Here is a 16,164-nt window from a genome sequence, read left to right on the forward strand (position 1 = left end):
CTGAGCCCGAGAACCTCCCCGGAGTGCCGGAGGGGCCGATCGTCCGCCGGGGCATGTTCGGCGCCCAGGACGCGGGCGACACCTCCGGCTACGGAGGCCTCGTCGTACGGCGGGCGCCGCGGATGTCGACCCCCCGCCCCTACGGCGGCTACTTCGACGACATCGCGGACCAGCTGGAGCGCGCGCTCGGCGACGGCTTCGCCGACGCGGTCGAGGACGTGGTCGTGGACCGCGGGGAGCTGACCTTCCACGTCAGGCGCGAGCGCCTGCTGGAGGTCCTGCAGCACCTGCGCGACGATCCGGCGCTCCGCTTCGAGCTCTCGCTGGGCGTCTCCGGCGTGCACTACCCCCACCTCGCCGGTGAGGAGCTGCACGCGGTGATCCACCTGTGCTCGATCACGCACAACCGGCGCCTGCGCGTCGAGGTCTCCTGCCCCGACGCCGACCCGCACATCCCGTCCAGCGTGTCGATCTACCCGACGCACGACTGGCACGAGCGGGAGACCTGGGACTTCTTCGGGATCGTCTTCGACGGCCACCCGGCGTTGACCCGCATCATGATGCCCGACGACTGGGACGGCCACCCCCAGCGGAAGGACTATCCGCTCGGCGGCATCCCGGTCGACTACCGCGGCGCCCAGATCCCGTCGCCGGACAAGAGGAGGTCGTACAAGTGAGCGACAAGCACAGCGGCTCGCGAACGAGTGCGGCGAAGGAGGACTCGTGAGCGCCCCCCACCAGGAAGCCACCGAGGGCAAGGTCTACACGGTCTCCGGCAACGACTGGACCGAGCTGGTCAGCACGCTCAGCGGCCAGCAGGACGAGCAGCTCGTGGTCAACATGGGACCGCAGCACCCCTCCACGCACGGCGTGCTCCGCCTCGTCCTGACCCTGGACGGCGAGACGGTCACCGAGGCCCGCACGGTCATCGGCTACCTGCACACCGGCATCGAGAAGACCTGCGAGTACCGGACGTGGACCCAGGGGACCACCCTGGTCACCCGGATGGACTACCTCGCGCCGATCTTCAACGAGACCGCCTACTGCATGGCGGTGGAGAAGCTGCTGGGCATCACCGAGCAGGTCCCCGAGCGGGCCCAGGCGCTGCGCGTGATGACCATGGAGCTGACCCGCATCGCCTCGCACATGGTCGCCGTCGCCACCTTCGGCATGGAGCTGGGCGCGACCACGCCGATGATCTACGGCTTCCGCGAGCGCGAGATGGTGCTCGACGTGATGGAGTACATCACCGGCCTGCGGATGAACTACGCCTACGTCCGGCCGGGCGGCGTCTCCGTCGACCTGCCGGCCGGGGCCGTGGACAAGATCGGCGAGTTCCTCAAGATCATGCCGAAGCGCGTCAAGGAGATGCGCAAGCTGCTCGACGCCAACCCGGTCTACCTGGCCCGGACCAAGGACGTGGCCTACCTCGACCTGACCGGCTGCATGGCGCTGGGCGTCACCGGGCCGATCCTGCGGGCCGCCGGCCTGCCGTGGGACCTGCGCAAGTCGCAGCCCTACTGCGGGTACGAGACCTACGACTTCGAGGTCGCGACCCAGAAGACCGCCGACGTCTACGGCCGCTACCTCGTCCGGATGGCCGAGGTGGAGGAGTCGCTCAAGATCATCGAGCAGGCCCTCGACCGGCTCGCCGGCCCGCTCAAGGGCCAGCGCGTCATGGTGGACGACAAGAAGATCGGCTGGCCCTCGCAGCTCGCGCTCGGCCCCGACGGCTACGGCAACTCGCCCGACCACATCGCGCACATCATGGGCGGCTCCATGGAGGCGCTCATCCACCACTTCAAGCTGGTCACCGAAGGCTTCCGCGTCCCGGCGGGGCAGGCCTACGCCAGCGTGGAGGGCCCCCGCGGCGAGATCGGCGCCCACGTGGTCAGCGACGGCGGAACCCGCCCCTACCGGGTGCACTTCCGCGACCCGTCGTTCACGAACCTGCAGTCCGTCCCGGCGATGTGCGAGGGCGGCATGGTCGCCGACGTCATCTCGGCGGTGGCCTCGATCGACCCGGTTATGGGAGGTGTGGACCGATGACCTATCCGGCGGAGGTCCGCGAGCGTCTGGAACAGGACGCCAAGGAGATCATCGGCCGCTACCCCCGGCCGCGCTCGGCCCTGCTGCCCCTGCTGCACCTGGTGCAGTCGGTGGACGGCTACGTCTCCGACGACGGGCACGAGTTCTGCGCCGAGATGCTCGGCATCAGCAAGGCCGAGGTCGTGGGCGTGTCCACGTTCTACACGATGTACAAGCGCCGGCCGATGGGCGACTACCACGTCGGCGTCTGCGTCAACACGCTCTGCGCGATCATGGGCGGCGACCAGATCTGGGAGGAGCTCTCCGAGCACGTCGGCGTCGGCCACGACGAGACGACCGGGGACGGCAAGATCTCGCTGGAGCGGCTGGAGTGCAACGCCGCCTGCGACTTCGCCCCGGTGATGATGGTCAACTGGGAGTTCTTCGACAACCAGACCCCCGACTCGGCCAAGCAGCTCGTCGACGACCTGCGCGACGGCAAGGACGTCTCGCCGACCCGCGGCCCGAAGAAGCTGTGCACCTTCAAGGAGGCGTCGCGGATCCTGGCAGGGCTCCCCGACGACCAGGCCGGCGACGGCCCCTCGGCGGCGGGCGCCTCCCTGGAGGGCCTGAAGGTCGCCAAGGCCAACGGATGGAAGGCCCCTGAGGCATGACGACTCTCACCCCGGTCCTCACCGCGAACTGGGACCGGCCCGACTCCTTCACCCTGGCCGGCTACGGCGGGGACTACAAGGCCGCCAAGAAGGCGCTGGGCATGGACCCCGACGCCGTCATCCAGGCGGTCAAGGACTCCGGCCTGCGCGGCCGCGGCGGCGCGGGCTTCCCCACCGGCATGAAGTGGGGCTTCATCCCGCAGGGCGACGGCAAGCCGCACTACCTGGTGGTCAACGCCGACGAGTCCGAGCCCGGCACGTGCAAGGACATCCCGACGATGATGGCCAACCCGCACGCGCTGGTGGAGGGCGTGATCATCACGTCCTACGCCATCCGCGCGAACCAGGCCTTCATCTACGTGCGCGGCGAGGTCCTGCACGTCATCCGCCGCCTGCACGCGGCCGTGCGCGAGGCCTACGAGGCCGGCTTCCTCGGCAGGGACGTCTTCGGCTCCGGCTACGACCTGGACCTGGTCGTCCACTCCGGCGCGGGCGCCTACATCTGCGGCGAGGAGACGGCTCTGCTCGACTCGCTCGAGGGATATCGCGGCCAACCCCGTCTCAAGCCTCCGTTCCCGGCGGTGGCGGGCCTGTACGCCTGCCCGACCGTCATCAACAACGTCGAGTCGATCGCGACTGTTCCCTCGATCATCGCCAACGGCCCGGAGTGGTTCTCGGGCATGGGCACGGAGAAGTCGTCCGGCTTCGGCATCTTCTCCCTGTCCGGCCACGTCACCCGGCCCGGCCAGTACGAGGCGCCGCTCGGCATCACGCTGCGCGAGCTCCTCGACATGGCGGGCGGCATCCGCGCCGGCCACCGGCTGAAGTTCTGGACCCCCGGCGGGTCGAGCACGCCGATCTTCACCGACGAGCACCTGGACGTCCCGCTCGACTTCGAGTCGGTCGGCGCCAAGGGCTCGATGCTCGGCACCCGGGCCCTGCAGATCTTCGACGAGACGACCTGCGTGGTCCGCGCGGTCATGCGGTGGACGGAGTTCTACGCCCACGAGTCCTGCGGCAAGTGCACCCCCTGCCGGGAGGGCACCCACTGGCTCAAGCAGGTGCTCAAGCGGCTGGAGAAGGGGCAGGGCACCGAGGAGGACCTGACCACCATCACCGACATCGCCGACAACATCCTGGGCCGGTCCTTCTGCGCCCTGGGTGACGGCGCGACCAGCCCCATCCACTCGTCGGTGAAGTACTTCCGCGACGAGTACCTCAAGCACTTCGAGATCGGCGGCTGCCCGTTCGACCCCGCCCTGTCCACGGTGTGGGGGGCCAAGTGAGGACGTACCGCCGCGACACCGTTTCGGTCGTGGGGCCGACGGAGGAGGCACCATGAGCGTCGAACCCACCACCCCGGCCCAGCGGCCGGCGGAGCTGGTGACCCTGACGATCGACGGGTTCCAGGTGAGCGTCCCGAAGGGGACGCTGGTCATCCGGGCGGCCGAGCTGCTCGGCATCCAGATCCCGCGCTTCTGCGACCACCCGCTGCTGGACCCGGTCGCCAACTGCCGCCAGTGCCTGGTGGAGATCCCGGACGCGGGCAACGGGCGCGGCTTCCCGAAGCCGCAGCCGTCCTGCGCCACCGAGGTCGCCCCCGGCATGGTCGTGCAGACCCAGCTGACCTCTCCCGTCGCGGAGAAGGCGCAGCGCGGCGTCATGGAGTTCCTGCTCACCAACCACCCGCTCGACTGCCCGGTCTGCGACAAGGGCGGCGAGTGCCCGCTGCAGAACCAGGCCATGTCCAACGGCCAGGGCGAGTCGCGCTTCCAGGAGAAGAAGCGCGTCTTCGAGAAGCCGGTCCCGCTCTCCACCCAGGTGCTGCTGGACCGCGAGCGCTGCGTGCAGTGCGCGCGCTGCCTGCGCTTCTCCGACGAGATCGCCGGTGACCCGCTCATCGAGTTCTTCGAGCGCGGGGCCAAGGAGCAGGTCGGTACGGCCGACGGCAGGCCGTTCCAGTCCTACTTCTCGGGCAACACCATCCAGATCTGCCCGGTGGGCGCGCTGACCAGCGCCGCCTACCGCTTCCAGGCCCGCCCGTTCGACCTGGTCACCACCCCCACCGCCTGCGAGCACTGCGCCAGCGGCTGCGCCCTGCGCACCGACCACCGGCGCGGCAAGGTCACCCGCCGCCTGGCCGGGAACGACCCGGAGGTCAACGAGGAGTGGAACTGCGACAAGGGCCGCTTCGCCTTCGCCTACACCAACCAGCCGGACCGGCTGAAGACCCCGCTCGTCCGTGACGAGGAGGGCCGCCTGGTCCCCGCCTCCTGGCCCGAGGCGTTCGCCGTCGCGGCCAGGGGGCTGGCCGCCGCCCGCGGCCGCGCCGGCGTGCTGGTCGGCGGGCGCGTCACCGTCGAGGAGGCGTACGGCTACGCCAAGTTCGCCCGGATCGCGCTCGGCACCAACGACGTCGACTTCCGGGCCCGGGCGCACTCCGAGGAGGAGGCGCGCTTCCTGGCGCACGCCGTCGCGGGCAAGGGCATCGAGGTCTCCTACCGCGACCTGGAGAGCGCTCCGGCCGTGCTCCTGGTGGGCTTCGAGCCCGACGAGGAGTCGCCGATCGTCTTCCTCCGGCTCCGCAAGGCCTTCCGGAAGAAGGGCCTGAAGGTCTTCTCGGTCGCGCCGTTCGCCACCTCCGGGCTGGCGAAGATGGGCGGCACGCTCGTGGAGGCGGTGCCCGGCACCGAGGCGCGGGTCCTCGCGGACCTCGCGGGCGCTTCCTCGGACTCCGCGGCCGCCGAGGCGATCCGCAAGCCCGGCGCGGTCATCCTCGCCGGTGAGCGGCTCGCCGCCGTCCCCGGCGCGTTCTCCGCGCTGCTGGAGCTCGCCGAGGCGAGCGGCGCCCGGCTGGCCTGGGTCCCGCGCCGCGCCGGCGAGCGCGGCGCGCTGGAGGCCGGCGCGCTGCCGAACCTCCTGCCGATCGGCCGCCCGGTGACCGACGCCGACGCCCGCGCCGAGGTGGCCCGGGCCTGGGACGTCACCTCGCTCCCGGAGACCCCGGGCCGCGACACCTCCGCCATGCTGGCGGCGGCGCTCGGCGGGGAGCTCGACGCCCTGGTCGTCGCCGGTGTCGACCCCTACGACCTGCCCGACCCGGACGCCGCCCTGGCGGCGCTGGAGAACACCCCGTTCATCGTCAGCCTGGAGCAGCGCGCCAGCGCGGTCACCGACCGCGCCGACGTGGTGCTGCCGGTCGCCACGGTGGTCGAGAAGTCGGGCACGTTCGTCGACTGGGAGGGCCGCGGCCGTACCTTCACCGAGGCCATCCCGGTCCCGGGCGTGATGAGCGACCTGCGGATCATCTCCGCGATCGCCGACCACATGGACGTGCACCTGGGCCTGCCCGACCCGACCAGCGCCCGGCGCGAGCTCGCCGCGCTCGGCTCGTGGCGGGGCGCCCGGGCCGCCGCCCCGCAGGCCGCGCCGGCGCAGCCCGCCGCGCCGCGGGCCGGTGAGGCCGTGCTCGCGACCTGGCACCAGCTGCTCGACGACGGCCGCCTCCAGGTGGGGGAGCCGTTCCTGGCGGGGACCGCTCCGCTGGCCGAGGCGCTGCTGTCCCCGGCCACCGCGGCCGAGGCCGGCGTCGCCGACGGCGACAAGATCACCGTCACCACCGGGAAGGGCTCGCTGAGCCTGCCGGTGCGGATCGCCGCCCTGCCCGACCGGGTGGTGTGGCTGCCGGCCAACTCCGGCGGCCGCTCGGTGACCCGCGACCTGCGCGCCGCGGCCGGTGACATCGTCAAGATCGGAAGTGCCTCATGAGCCGGAGAGAACCCGACGCAGTGAGCGGAGCGGTCCGCGAGGTGCGGGCGGTCCGCGTAGCGGACGAGGAGCGGTGAGCGACCCATGAACACGTCTCTTCTCGCGGCCCCGGCCGACATGCCGGGCATCGCCGACTTCGGCAAGGACCCGATCGGGATCGTCATCCTCAAGGCCGTCGTCATCTTCGTCGTCCTGATGCTGGGCGTGCTCTTCGGCGTGTGGTTCGAGCGCAAGCTCATCTCCCGCATGCAGAACCGGTACGGCCCCAACCGGGCGGGCAAGTTCGGCATCATCCAGTCGGTCGCCGACGGACTGAAGATGGGTCTGAAGGAAGACCTGATGCCGCGGACCGTGGACAAGGTGATCTACTTCATCGCCCCGGTCGTGCTGGCCACGCCCGCGTTCATCGCCTTCTCGGTCATCCCGATGGGCCCGAAGGTCTCGATCTTCGGCACGGTGACCCCGCTCCAGCTGACCGACCTGCCGGTCGCGGTGCTGCTGGTGCTGGCCATGGCCTCCATCGGCGTCTACGGCATCGTGCTCGCCGGGTGGGGCTCCCGCTCGCCGTACGCGATGCTGGGCGGTCTGCGGGCCAGCGCCCAGGTGGTCTCCTACGAGATCGCGATGGGCCTGTCGTTCGTCGGCGTCTTCCTCTACGCGGGCACGCTGTCCACCTCGGAGATCGTCGCGGCGCAGGCCCAGGGCAACACGATCACGCTGGGCGGGCTGGACATCCCGATGCCCTCCTGGTACATGGTCCTGCTGATCCCGTCCTTCCTGATCTACATCATCACGATGCTGGGCGAGACCAACCGGGTCCCCTTCGACCTGCCCGAGGGCGAGGGCGAGCTGGTCGGCGGCTTCCAGACCGAGTACTCCAACTCGCTGAAGTTCGCCGTCATCATGCTCGCCGAGTACGTCAACGTCTTCGTGGTCTCGGCCGTGTCCATCACCCTGTTCATGGGCGGCTGGCGGGCCCCGGCCCCGATCAGCACCTTCTGGCCGGAGGCCAACACCGGCTGGTGGCCGCTGCTGTGGTTCTTCCTGAAGATGGTGCTGCTGTTCTCCTTCTTCGTCTGGGCGCGCGCCTCGCTGCCGCGGGTCCGCTACGACCAGCTGATGGCGCTGGGCTGGAAGATCCTCATCCCGCTCAACCTCGGCTGGATCATGCTGGTCGCCACCGTCCGCGCCATGCAGCTGGAGGGCACCGACCGGACCGCCGTGATGATCATCGCCTCTGTCATCGTCGTCGGCGCCTTCGCGATCTGGTGGCGCTTCGACAGCGTCCTGCAGAAGCGCAGGGAGGCCAGGGCCGCCCAGATCGAGGCGGAGTTCCGCCAGCTCGGCGAGGACCCGCAGGCCGGCGGCTTCCCGGTGCCGCCGCTCGACCTGCCGCACTACCACGGCGCAACGGCCGCGCACCAGGTGCGTGCGAACAAGACTGCGGAGGTTCCCAGTGGGAGCAACTGATTGGCTGAACCCCGTCAAGGGGTTCGGCGTGACCTTCCACACGATGTTCAAGAAGGTCCCGACGGTCAACTACCCCGAGGAGAAGCGGCCCACGGCTCCGCGCTTCCACGGCCGGCACCAGCTCAACCGCTGGCCCGACGGCCTGGAGAAGTGCGTCGGCTGCGAGCTGTGCGCCTGGGCGTGTCCGGCCGACGCGATCTACGTGGAGGGCGCCGACAACACCGAGACCGAGCGCTACTCCCCGGGGGAGCGCTACGGGCGCACCTACCAGATCAACTACCTGCGGTGCATCCTCTGCGGTCTGTGCATCGAGGCGTGCCCGACGCGCGCCCTGACCATGACCAACGAGTACGAGCTCGCCGACTCGTCCCGCGAGGCGCTGATCTGGACCAAGGAGATGCTCCTGGCGCCGCTGAGCGAGGGCATGGAGGCCCCGCCGCACGCGATGCGTCTCGGCGAGACCGAAGAGGACTACTACCGGCTGGGACGTACCAATGGGTGAGACCATCACGTTCTGGGTGCTGGCGGTCGTGTCGGTGGCCGCCGCGCTCGGACTCGTCTTCAGCCGCAAGGCGGTCTACTCGGCGCTGATGCTCGGGCTGGTGATGCTCTCGCTGGCCGTGCTCTACGCCGTCCAGGACGCGCCCTTCCTCGCCGCGGTGCAGATCATCGTCTACACCGGTGCGGTCATGATGCTCTTCCTGTTCGTGCTGATGCTCGTCGGCGTGGACTCCTCCGACTCCCTGGTGGAGACGATCAGGGGGCAGCGCTTCTGGGCCGCGCTGGCGGGCCTCGGCTTCGCCGCGCTGCTCGTGCTCGGCGTCGGCAACGCGGTCTTCGGCACCGCGCCAGGCGTCGGGCAGGCCGCGCAGGCCAAGGGCGGCAACATCCCCGCCCTGGCAGAGATGATCTTCACCCGGCACGTCTTCGCCTTCGAGGTCACCTCGGCGCTGCTGATCACCGCGGCGCTCGGCGCGATGGTGCTGGCCCACCGCGAGCGCACCCGGCCCAAGGCCACGCAGCGCGACCTGGCCCGCGCCCGCTTCGCCGGCCCGCAGCCCTCGCCGCTGCCCGGCCCCGGCACCTACGCCCTGCACAACGCGATCGACATGCCGGCCCTGCTGCCGGACGGCTCGGTCTCGGCCAAGTCCATCAACCGGGTGCTCGCCCGGCACGAGCTGGAGGAGGGCTACACGCCGACCGACCCGGAGAAGGCCGAGCTCATCCGCCAGGCCCTGGCCAAGGGCGAGCAGGAGGAGCGCGACAAGGGCGTCGAGCCGGAGCAGCCGCTCCAGGTGAAGGACGCCATCATCAAGGAGGACGGCGAGTGACCACCCACTACCTGGTGCTCTCCGCGCTGCTGTTCTCGATCGGGGCCCTCGGCGTGCTGCTGCGGCGCAACGCGATCGTGGTGTTCATGTGCGTGGAGCTCATGCTCAACGCCTGCAACCTGGCGTTCGTCACCTTCGCCGGGCAGCACGGCAGCCTGGACGGCCAGCTCATCGCCTTCTTCGTGATGGTGGTGGCCGCGGCGGAGGTCGTGATCGGCCTCGCCATCATTGTGATGATCTTCCGAACCCGCAGGTCGGCGTCCGTGGACGACGCGAACCTGCTGAAGTACTAAGAGGTGGCCGGTGGAATCTCCTGTTGAGATCCTCACGCATGCCGGTGGGGCGATCGGCTACTCCTGGCTGATGATCGCCCTGCCGCTGCTCGGCGCCGCGATCCTGCTGCTGGGCGGCCGCCGTACCGACCGGTGGGGCCACCTCCTCGGCGTCGCCATGTCGCTGGCCGCCTTCGCGGTGGCCGTCGCCTCCTTCGTGGAGCTGACCGGCCTGCCGGAGGGCGAGCGCCGCCGCGGGGTCGGGCTGTTCGAGTTCATCCCCGGCATGGTGGACCTGGGCGTGCTGATCGACCCGCTCTCGATCAGCTTCGCGCTGCTGATCACCGGTGTGGGCTCGCTGATCCACATCTACTCGATCGGCTACATGTCGCACGACCACGACCGCCGCCGGTTCTTCGCCTACCTGAACCTGTTCGTCGCGGCCATGCTCCTGCTGGTGCTGTCGGACAACTACCTCGGCCTGTTCGTCGGCTGGGAGGGCGTGGGTCTCGCGTCCTACCTGCTGATCGGCTTCTGGCAGTTCAAGCCGAGCGCGGCCACCGCCGCCCAGAAGGCGTTCATCATCAACCGCGTCGGCGACTTCGGCCTGCTGATCGCGATGTTCACGATCTGGACGACGTTCGGCTCGCTGGCCTTCCGCGACCTGGGCGCCGACGTGACCACCCAGGCGTCCGAGGGCACGCTGACCGCCATCGGCCTGCTGCTCCTGCTCGGCGCCTGCGGCAAGTCCGCCCAGCTGCCGCTGCAGGCCTGGCTCCTGGACGCGATGGAGGGCCCGACCCCGGTCTCGGCCCTCATCCACGCCGCGACCATGGTCACCGCCGGCGTCTACCTCGTGGTGCGCTCCGGCGCCTTCTTCGAGGCCGCCCCGACCGCGCAGCTGGTCGTCACCATCGTCGGCGTCGCCACGCTGCTCGCCGGTGCGATCATCGGTTGCGCGAAGGACGACATCAAGAAGGGCCTGGCCGGTTCGACGATGTCGCAGATCGGCTACATGATGCTCGGCGCGGGCCTCGGCCCGGCGGGCTACGCCTTCGCGATCGGCCACCTGATCACGCACGGCTTCTTCAAGGCCAACATGTTCCTCGGCGCCGGCTCGGTCATGCACGCCATGAACGACGAGGTCGACATGCGCCGGTACGGCGGGCTGTTCTCCGTCATGAAGATCACCGCGGTGACCTTCATCATCGGTTACCTGGCCATCATCGGCTTCCCGCTGCTGTCCGGTTACTTCACCAAGGAAGGCATCATCGAGACGGCGATGCACGAGGGCGGCCCGATCCTGGGCTGGCTCGCCGTGGTCGGCGCGGGCATCACCGGCTTCTACATGTCGCGGATGGTCTTCATGACCTTCTTCGGCAAGCGCCGCTGGGCCGACGACGCCCACCCGCACGAGTCGCCCGCCGTGATGACCTGGCCGCTGATCATCCTGTCCATCGGCTCGGTCTTCCTCGGCGCCTTCCTGGTCCTCGGCAACCGGTTCATGATCTTCCTCTCCCCGGCCGTCGGCCGGCCGGCGGAGCTGCCGGAGTTCCACTTCCTCAGCGTCACCGGCCTGGCCACGCTCGCCCTGGTCGCCGCCGGCGCCGCCTTCGCGTGGTTCCGGTACGGCGCAGCCGAGGTGCCCGCGGTCGCGCCGCGCGGCTCCTTCCTCACCGCCTTCGCCCGCCGCGACCTGTACGGCGACGCGCTGAACGAGTCGCTGTTCATGCGGCCCGGGCAGTGGCTGACCCGCCTGTCGGTCTTCGTCGACAACCGGGGCATCGACGGCCTGGTCAACGGCCTGGCCGCGGGCATCGGCGGGACCTCCGGGCGCCTGCGCCGGGTGCAGACCGGCTACGCCCGCTCCTACGCCTTGTCCATCTTCTTCGGTGCCGCAGTGGTCGTCGGAGCGCTGCTCTACGTAGGGAACATGTGATGCCCTGGCTCTCGATACTGATGGCCGTGCCCGTGCTGGGCGCGGTGGGGGTGGCATGCCTCCCCAAGGGCAGCGACAAGCTCGCCAAGCAGCTCGCGCTGCTCGTCTCGCTGGTCGTGCTCGGCCTGACCGTCGCCATGGCGGTCCAGTTCAGCCCGGACGGCGAGCGCTTCCAGTTCACCGAGACCTACAGCTGGATCCCGGCCTTCGGCGTGAACTACGGCGTCGGCGTGGACGGCATCGCCCTGGTGCTGATCGCGCTGTCGGCGGTCCTGGTGCCGGTCGTGGTCCTGGCCTCCTGGCACGACACCGACGGGCCCGCGCCCGACGGCAGGAGCGACGCCCCGGCGCCCAAGCGCTCCGCGAAGACCTACTTCGCGCTGCTGCTGGTGCTGGAGGCGATGATGATCGGCGTCTTCGCGGCGACCGACATCTTCCTGTTCTACGTGTTCTTCGAGGCCATGCTGATCCCGATGTACTTCATGATCGGGTCGTACGGCGGCGTGCAGCGGTCCTACGCGGCCGTGAAGTTCCTGCTCTACTCGCTCTTCGGCGGCCTGCTCATGCTGGTCGCGGTGATCGCGCTCTACGCGATCGCCGACAAGAACACCTTCATGTTCCCCGAGCTGGTCGGGGTCATCCAGGACCCGACCACGCAGAAGTGGCTGTTCGCCGGCTTCTTCATCGCGTTCGCGGTCAAGGCGCCGCTGTGGCCCTTCCACACCTGGCTGCCCGACGCCGCCGCGCAGGCCCCGGCCGGCGCCGCCGTCCTGCTCGTGGGAGTGCTGGACAAGGTCGGCACGTACGGCATGCTCCGCTTCTGCCTGGAGCTGTTCCCGGACGCGTCGAAGTCCTTCGCGATCCCGGTGATCGTGCTGTCGGTGATCGGCATCATCTACGGCGCCGTCGTGGCCATCGGCCAGACCGACATGAAGCGCCTGATCGCCTACACCTCGATCTCGCACTTCGGCTTCATCGCGCTGGGCGTCTTCGCGATGACGCAGAACGCGCAGGCCGGCGCCACGCTCTACATGGTCAACCACGGCTTCTCGACCGGCGCGCTCTTCCTGATCGCCGGGTTCCTGATCCACCGCCGCGGTTCGGCCCGGATCGCCGACTACGGCGGCGTGCAGAAGGTCGCCCCGCTGCTCGCGGGCGCCTTCCTGATCGCCGGCCTGTCCAGCCTCGCCCTGCCCGGCCTGTCCTCGTTCGTCAGCGAGTTCATGGTCATGATCGGCACCTACGAGCGGTACGCGGTCCCGGCGATCATCGGTGCGATCGGCGTGATCCTGGCGGCCATCTACATCCTGTGGATGTACAAGCGCATGATGAACGGGCCCACCGCCGACGCGGTCAAGGGCTTCGCCGACCTCAACGGCCGGGAGATCGCGGTGGTGGCCCCGCTCATCGCCCTGATCATCGCCCTCGGGTTCTTCCCCAAGCCGCTGCTCGACGTGATCAACCCCGCGGTGGACAAGACGCTGACCAACGCCCAGGTGTCGGACAAGCAGCCGGCTCCCACCGTCGCTGAGAAGAAGGGGTCCGGCCAGTGAACAACATCACGGCGCCGACGATCGAATACGCCCTGCTCGCGCCGATGCTGCTCGTCTTCGGCGCGGCGATCGTCGGCGTGCTGGTCGAGGCGTTCGCCCCGCGCTACCTGCGCCGCTCGGTCCACGTGCCGCTGACGCTGCTGGCGCTGGCCGGCGCGTTCGTCCTGACGATCCTCCAGGTCGTCCGGGAGGGCGTGCCGACCGAGCCCGCGGCCATGGGCGCGGTCGCGGCGGACGGGCCCGCCCTGTTCATCTGGGGCGTCATCCTCGTCCTGGCGATCGTCAGCACGCTGCTCGTCAACGACGAGGACCAGTTCGTCGCGCAGGCGGCGGCCGTACCGGGGAGCACCGACGAGGAGGAGGCGGTCCGCAGCGGATACGCCCAGACCGAGGTCTACCCGCTGCTGCTGTTCTCCGTCGGCGGCATGATGCTCTTCCCCGCGGCCAACGACCTGCTGGTCATGTTCGTGGCCCTGGAAGTGCTCTCCCTGCCGCTGTACCTGCTCTGCGGCCTGGCCCGGCACCGCCGCCTGCTCTCGCAGGAGGCCTCGCTCAAGTACTTCCTGCTCGGCTCGTTCTCCTCGGCGATCTTCCTGTACGGCATGGCCATGACGTACGGCTACGCCGGCACGCTCGACCTGAACGGCATCAGGGGGGCGCTGGCCACGGTCGCCGGCCAGGACACGCTGCTGTACATCGGCGTCGCGCTGCTCGGCGTCGGCCTGCTGTTCAAGATCGGCGCGGCGCCGTTCCAGATGTGGAAGCCCGACGTCTACCAGGGCGCGCCCACCGCGATCACCGCCCTGATGGCCTCCACGGTCCTGGTCTCCGCCTTCGGCGCGACGCTGCGGGTCTTCTGGGTCGCCCTGGGCAACCTGGACTGGGACTGGCGTCCGGTCATGTGGGGCGTCGCGATCCTGACCATGGTCGTCGGCGCGATCCTGGCGATCACCCAGACCGAGATCAAGCGCATGCTGGCCTACTCGTCGATCGCGCACGCGGGCTTCATCCTCACCGGCGTGATCGCGACGGGCGACTTCGCGCAGAACCAGGCCGCGCTCTCCGGGATCCTGTTCTACCTGGCGGCGTACGGCTTCACCACGGTCGGCGCCTTCGCGGTGGCGACCATGGTCCGCGAGGCGGGCGGCGAGGCCGGGCACCTGTCCCGGTGGGCCGGTCTCGGCAAGCGGGCCCCGGTGCTGGCGGGCATCTTCGCGTTCTTCCTGCTCGCCTTCGCCGGCATCCCGCTGACGAGCGGCTTCTTCGGCAAGTACGCGGTCTTCGCGGCCGCGTACGCGGGCGGCGCGCTGCCGCTGGTCATCGTGGGCGTCGTGACCTCGGCGATCGCCGCGTTCTTCTACGTCCGCGTGATCGTGCTGATGTTCTTCAGCGAGCCCGCCGCCGACGGCCCGACCATCGCCACGCCCTCAGCGGCCACCTCGGCTGTGATCGCTCTGGCGGCGGCGGCTACCGTAGTCCTGGGAGTCTTCCCCCAGCCGGTGCTCGACCTGGCTGGCGAGGCGGCTTCCGCCCTGTTCATCCTCCGCTAGGAAGTTAGGACGTCATGGCTGCGCCCCCGGTTGTCGATCTGCCGCTCGTCGACGAGAGGCTGGCGCAGGACCTGTCCACAGGCCTGGCCGAGGTGGAGAAGATGCTGCGGGCCTCGGTGGAGAGCGAGGACGCCTTCGTCACGGAGGCGTCCCGGCACCTCATCGAGGCCGGCGGCAAGCGGTTCCGGGCCATGCTCGTGCTCCTCGCCGCGCAGTTCGGCACGCCGACCGCCCCCGGGGTGATCCCCGGGGCCGTGGTCATCGAGCTGACCCACCTGGCGACGCTCTACCACGACGACGTCATGGACGAGGCCCCGGTCCGCCGGGGCTCGGCCTCGGCCAACGCCCGGTGGAACAACACCGTGGCGATCCTCACCGGCGACTACCTGTTCGCCCAGGCGTCGGAGATCCTCGCCGACCTCGGCGCGGACATCATCCGCATCCAGGCCCAGACCTTCTCCCGCCTGGTCCGCGGCCAGATCCGCGAGACCATCGGCCCCCGCGACGGGGACGACCCGGTCCAGCACTACATCGACGTGCTGGCCGACAAGACCGGCTCCCTCATCGCCACCTCCGGCCGCTTCGGCGCGCTGCTCAGCGGCGCCTCGCCCGAGGTGGCCGACCGGCTCACCCGCGCCTGCGAGGCCATCGGCGTGGCCTGGCAGCTCGGCGACGACCTGCTGGACGTGGCCTCGGAGTCGGCCGAGTCCGGCAAGACGCCCGGCACCGACCTGCGCGAGGGCATCCGCACGCTCCCGGTGCTCTACGTGCTCTCCGGCGACGACCCCGCCGACGCCCGCCTGCGCGAGCTGCTGTCCGGCCCGGTCGCCGAGGAGGACGTCGAGGAGGCGCTGACGCTGCTGCGGGCCAACCCGGCCATGGAGCGGGCCCGCGCCGAGCTGGTCGCCTGGGCCGACCGTGCCCGCGCCGACCTGGCGGAGCTGCCCGACATCCCGGCCCGGGCCGCCTATCTCGCCCTCTGCGACTACGTGGTCGAACGCTCCGGCTGACCCCACTTCGTTGCGTGCGCATCTTTTGCAGCGGCAGGTAAGCTCGGGACCAGGTGCTCTGTCGCAAGGAGGCTCACGATGACGTGGGACCGGTTCGCTCTGCTGCACGCGCGGGTGGAGGCCGAGCTGGGCAAGGCGCTGCAGCGCGGCCACGGCCTGGGCCTGTCGGAGTACCGCGCGCTCAAGCAGCTCGCCGCCGCCCAGGAAGGCGAGCTGAGGATGCAGGAGCTCGCCGAGGCGGTCGGGCTGAACCAGAGCTCGGTGACCCGCCTCATCGCCCGCCTGGAGGAGGCCGGGCTGACCCGCCGCGACCTGTGCGCGGCCGACCGCCGCGGCGTCTACTCGGTGATCACGCAGGAGGGGCGGACCCGGCTGGCGGAGGCCTCGTCCACCTACGAGCGCTCCCTGGAGGCCGCCCTGGACCGCGCCGGGGCCGACCCCGCCCTGCACGAGCTGGTCGAGGCCGTGCGCGGACCGGCGACCGTACGGCGCTGAGCCGGCCGTAGGGCACCGGGGCGACCGTACGGCGCGGACGGGCCGCGCGGCGCCGGGACGGCCGCGAGATGCCG

At 70.4% G+C, this 16,164-nt stretch carries 14 protein-coding genes; all 14 read left to right on the forward strand.

Translation table 11 applies throughout. The annotated features are described in order from the left end of the window. Positions 1-53 precede the first annotated feature (53 nt). The 14 genes from ABD823_RS08780 (at position 54) to ABD823_RS08845 (ending at position 16,090) form a co-directional block, all read left to right on the forward strand. Positions 54-677, forward strand: a complete 624-nt coding sequence (locus ABD823_RS08780; RefSeq protein WP_425566583.1) for an NADH-quinone oxidoreductase subunit C — start codon at positions 54-56, stop codon at positions 675-677. 46 nt (positions 678-723) lie between these two features. After that, positions 724-2,049, forward strand: coding sequence for an NADH-quinone oxidoreductase subunit D (locus tag ABD823_RS08785; protein WP_344857673.1), 1,326 nt, complete (start codon positions 724-726; stop codon positions 2,047-2,049). Next, entirely contained in the window at positions 2,046-2,702 is a 657-nt protein-coding gene (nuoE, locus tag ABD823_RS08790) for an NADH-quinone oxidoreductase subunit NuoE (protein WP_344857675.1), read from the forward strand. The genes ABD823_RS08785 and nuoE overlap by 4 nt, the downstream gene beginning before the upstream one ends. Continuing rightward, a complete protein-coding gene (gene nuoF, locus ABD823_RS08795; RefSeq protein WP_344857677.1) occupies positions 2,699-3,988 on the forward strand; it encodes an NADH-quinone oxidoreductase subunit NuoF in 1,290 nt (429 codons plus the stop codon). The genes nuoE and nuoF overlap by 4 nt, the downstream gene beginning before the upstream one ends. A 52-nt stretch (positions 3,989-4,040) precedes the next feature. After that, entirely contained in the window at positions 4,041-6,470 is a 2,430-nt protein-coding gene (locus tag ABD823_RS08800) for an NADH-quinone oxidoreductase subunit G (RefSeq protein WP_344857679.1), read from the forward strand. 84 nt (positions 6,471-6,554) lie between these two features. Continuing rightward, positions 6,555-7,940 (forward strand): NADH-quinone oxidoreductase subunit NuoH, encoded by a 1,386-nt coding sequence (gene nuoH, locus ABD823_RS08805; RefSeq protein WP_344857681.1) that lies wholly within the window; start codon positions 6,555-6,557, stop codon positions 7,938-7,940. Continuing rightward, entirely contained in the window at positions 7,927-8,442 is a 516-nt protein-coding gene (gene nuoI / locus ABD823_RS08810) for an NADH-quinone oxidoreductase subunit NuoI (RefSeq protein ID WP_344857683.1), read from the forward strand. The genes nuoH and nuoI overlap by 14 nt, the downstream gene beginning before the upstream one ends. Beyond that, on the forward strand, positions 8,435-9,271 hold the full coding sequence (locus tag ABD823_RS08815) for an NADH-quinone oxidoreductase subunit J (protein ID WP_344857685.1): 837 nt from the start codon (positions 8,435-8,437) through the stop codon (positions 9,269-9,271). Before nuoI ends, ABD823_RS08815 begins: the two co-directional genes overlap by 8 nt. Then, positions 9,268-9,564, forward strand: coding sequence for an NADH-quinone oxidoreductase subunit NuoK (gene nuoK, locus ABD823_RS08820; RefSeq protein ID WP_344857687.1), 297 nt, complete (start codon positions 9,268-9,270; stop codon positions 9,562-9,564). The genes ABD823_RS08815 and nuoK overlap by 4 nt, the downstream gene beginning before the upstream one ends. Before the next feature lie 70 nt (positions 9,565-9,634). After that, the gene (gene nuoL / locus ABD823_RS08825; protein WP_344857824.1) at positions 9,635-11,482 is read left to right on the forward strand and encodes an NADH-quinone oxidoreductase subunit L; all 1,848 of its coding nucleotides are present in this window, start codon (positions 9,635-9,637) and stop codon (positions 11,480-11,482) included. Continuing rightward, positions 11,482-13,035, forward strand: a complete 1,554-nt coding sequence (locus ABD823_RS08830) for an NADH-quinone oxidoreductase subunit M (RefSeq protein ID WP_344857689.1) — start codon at positions 11,482-11,484, stop codon at positions 13,033-13,035. Before nuoL ends, ABD823_RS08830 begins: the two co-directional genes overlap by 1 nt. A gap of 44 nt (positions 13,036-13,079) precedes the next feature. Next, positions 13,080-14,585 carry an NADH-quinone oxidoreductase subunit NuoN gene (gene nuoN / locus ABD823_RS08835; protein WP_344857826.1) on the forward strand — a complete coding sequence of 502 codons (1,506 nt, stop codon included), beginning with the start codon at positions 13,080-13,082 and terminating at the stop codon, positions 14,583-14,585. A gap of 14 nt (positions 14,586-14,599) precedes the next feature. Beyond that, on the forward strand, positions 14,600-15,595 hold the full coding sequence (locus ABD823_RS08840; protein WP_344857691.1) for a polyprenyl synthetase family protein: 996 nt from the start codon (positions 14,600-14,602) through the stop codon (positions 15,593-15,595). 78 nt (positions 15,596-15,673) lie between these two features. Continuing rightward, positions 15,674-16,090 (forward strand): MarR family winged helix-turn-helix transcriptional regulator, encoded by a 417-nt coding sequence (locus ABD823_RS08845; RefSeq protein WP_344857693.1) that lies wholly within the window; start codon positions 15,674-15,676, stop codon positions 16,088-16,090. Positions 16,091-16,164 lie beyond the last annotated feature (74 nt).

Source organism: Planomonospora alba, from assembly GCF_039534085.1.
In the GTDB taxonomy this organism is placed as follows: Bacteria; Actinomycetota; Actinomycetes; order Streptosporangiales; family Streptosporangiaceae; genus Planomonospora_B; species Planomonospora_B alba.

Bases quoted from the DNA above. Each gene is read 5' to 3' on its own strand.
- ABD823_RS08780 (WP_425566583.1), top strand. From the start codon at position 54: ATGTTCGGCGCCCAGGACGCGGGCGACACCTCCGGCTACGGAGGCCTC.
- nuoE (WP_344857675.1), top strand. From the start codon at position 2,046: ATGACCTATCCGGCGGAGGTCCGCGAGCGTCTGGAACAGGACGCCAAG.
- nuoF (WP_344857677.1), top strand. From the start codon at position 2,699: ATGACGACTCTCACCCCGGTCCTCACCGCGAACTGGGACCGGCCCGAC.
- ABD823_RS08800 (WP_344857679.1), top strand. From the start codon at position 4,041: ATGAGCGTCGAACCCACCACCCCGGCCCAGCGGCCGGCGGAGCTGGTG.
- nuoH (WP_344857681.1), top strand. From the start codon at position 6,555: ATGAACACGTCTCTTCTCGCGGCCCCGGCCGACATGCCGGGCATCGCC.
- ABD823_RS08815 (WP_344857685.1), top strand. From the start codon at position 8,435: ATGGGTGAGACCATCACGTTCTGGGTGCTGGCGGTCGTGTCGGTGGCC.
- nuoL (WP_344857824.1), top strand. From the start codon at position 9,635: ATGATCGCCCTGCCGCTGCTCGGCGCCGCGATCCTGCTGCTGGGCGGC.
- ABD823_RS08830 (WP_344857689.1), top strand. From the start codon at position 11,482: ATGCCCTGGCTCTCGATACTGATGGCCGTGCCCGTGCTGGGCGCGGTG.
- nuoN (WP_344857826.1), top strand. From the start codon at position 13,080: ATGCTGCTCGTCTTCGGCGCGGCGATCGTCGGCGTGCTGGTCGAGGCG.
- ABD823_RS08840 (WP_344857691.1), top strand. From the start codon at position 14,600: ATGGCTGCGCCCCCGGTTGTCGATCTGCCGCTCGTCGACGAGAGGCTG.
- ABD823_RS08845 (WP_344857693.1), top strand. From the start codon at position 15,674: ATGACGTGGGACCGGTTCGCTCTGCTGCACGCGCGGGTGGAGGCCGAG.